Genomic DNA, 2,134 nt, shown 5'->3' on the forward strand with positions numbered 1-2,134 from the left:
CCGGGGGTGGGCGCGGCGCACTGGGTGCCATTGGGGCAGCAGTTGCAGGAGTTGCCGGCGCAGGCGTCGTTGGAGTCACAGAGGACGCAGGCGTGGTTGGAGCAGCGCAGTCCGCGGTCGCAGTCGGTGTCCTGGTTGCATTCGGCGCAGGTGTTCGAGGTGGGGTCGCAGACCTGGCCGTTGGGGCAGTTCTCGTCACCGGTGCACTGGACGCAGGTGAAGTTGGGCTCGTCACAGACCTGGCCGGAGCCGCAATCGGTGTCCCTGAGACAACCGGTGCAGGTGTTGGTCGTCAGGTCACAGCGGCCGGTGCCGCAGTCACTGTTCTGGGTGCACTGGACGCAGGCGAACTGGCCGTTGACGGTGGCGCAGATGGGCGCGGTCGGTCCGCACGGCGAGCAGGTGTCACCGCACAAGAGCGCCGTGTCACAAGGAGCGCAGAGGGCTGCCGCGTTGCAGTAGTAGGACGGGCCACAGCTTCCGTTGCCGGGCTGGTTGGCGAACTGCCGGTTGCACTGAACGCACTGGTCCAGGTTGGACGGGAAGGACGGCCGGCCGGTTTCCGTCTGGAAGAGTTTTGTGGGCTGAACCAGGGAGAATCCGGCGGAGGAGAGCGGCACGACCGGAGGGTTGTTCGCGGGGGCGTCGAAATCCGTGAACGTCCCGTCGAGGACCGCGAACTCCAATGCGGAGTGCTCCACGATCTGCACGTAGAGCAACTCAACGGGATAGAGCCCCGATTGATTAAAGGTGACGGAGTTGGTGGTGCGTCGTGTCGCTGCGCCGAGTTCCGGCGGGCGGATGACGACGTCGTAACGGCGACTGCTGCGGTCGAACAGGACGAAGCTGATGGCGTCGTCGGCATAGAAGCCGAAGTGCAGAACGCGCCCGACCATGTCCGGTGTGACATTCAGGAAGCCGCGAAAGCGTGAAACGAACCTGACATTGGGGTTGTTGTAGTGGAAGGGACAACCACCCTGGGCACAGGTCGTGACCACATTGACGAAGTCGCCGTAGCTCAGCACTCGACCGTCGTTCAGATTGTTCGACAGGTCGAACGCGGAGCGCAGCACGGAGGTCATGCGCGTTGCGCTGTTCTCCTCCATGTATGCGTTCAGGTTGTCCGAGTAGGTCGTCTGGCTCTGCGGAAACTCGGCGACGGTTCGCGTCCACACGTTGGACGCCATGCAGAGCCCCGTGCCGACCTCGCCGTTCGGGGACGGGGCGACCGGTGCGCCTGTCACCACGACATCCGGCAGCTTCTGGGCCACGGCAGGCGCGCTCGCGAGGCACACAGCGAGCAGGGACAGCGCGGCACACGCGCGGAAGGGGAGGGGAGAGGGTCGCACGTCGGCGGCAGCCTCCCAGATTTGCTTGACGTTCTCAACTTCCTTCCCCACGTCACGCGTCCCCGTGCGCCGGGAGGACCTCCAGGGTCCTCCGCCACTTGAACGACGTCCGCCTGGAACGAAATCAAACTCAGCCCGCACAGCAGGCAAAACCAGAAACCCCTACGGCACCCCGCAGGTCACGCGCGGCGGCACGCGACATCCCCATCCTGGGAGCGGATGAAGGCCGCGGCGAGTTCGCCCCCCAGGGCCGCGCACAGCACCTCGAAGGTGCGCCGCCGGGCCCCGCCGAAGAACGCCGGCTGCCGGGCAAGCGTCTCCGGGTGACGCACGAAGACGTTGTAACCGAGGATGCACCCATCCGCGCGCAACACGGTGATGCCATCGGTGGCCATCATGCCGCGCAAGAGCTGCGCGCTCGCCCGTACCGCGGACGCGGCGCTGCCATCCGGCGTCGCATGGTGCCGGTCCAACAGCGCCACCACGTCCATCGGCCGGGGCAGCAGGATGCCGTCCACGAAGAGCGCCGACCCCGCGCGCTCCCGGGGCAGCACCGCCACCAGCGTGCCGTGCGAGGACTGCATCACCTCGAACAGCACCCGCCGGAAGAAGCCTCGCGCGTGCTCGCGGCTGGAGGGCAGGACCTGCTCGGTCACCGCGCTCGCAAGCGAATCCAGGACCACCGAGGGCGGCTCCAGGTCGATGCGCGCGCCAGACAGGTAGATGTGCCGGACCAGCCCGCCCCCCGCGCGCAGCTCGATGATGTTGTCCGCCAGCTGCAACAC

Annotated in this window: 1 protein-coding gene and 1 pseudogene; both read right to left on the reverse strand. The window is 67.0% G+C overall.

Features of this window, described 5'->3' with window-relative positions; genetic code table 11:
* Positions 1-1,400: outer membrane exchange protein TraA family protein (traA, locus tag D7X12_RS41015; RefSeq protein WP_279637300.1), on the reverse strand; the 1,400-nt coding region annotated here is incomplete at its 3' end.
* Between the two features lie 128 nt (positions 1,401-1,528).
* A pseudogene (locus D7X12_RS41020) lies at positions 1,529-2,134 on the reverse strand (hypothetical protein); the annotation flags it as partial.

The sequence above is a fragment of the Corallococcus sicarius genome (assembly GCF_003611735.1).
Classification (GTDB): Bacteria; Myxococcota; Myxococcia; order Myxococcales; family Myxococcaceae; genus Corallococcus; species Corallococcus sicarius.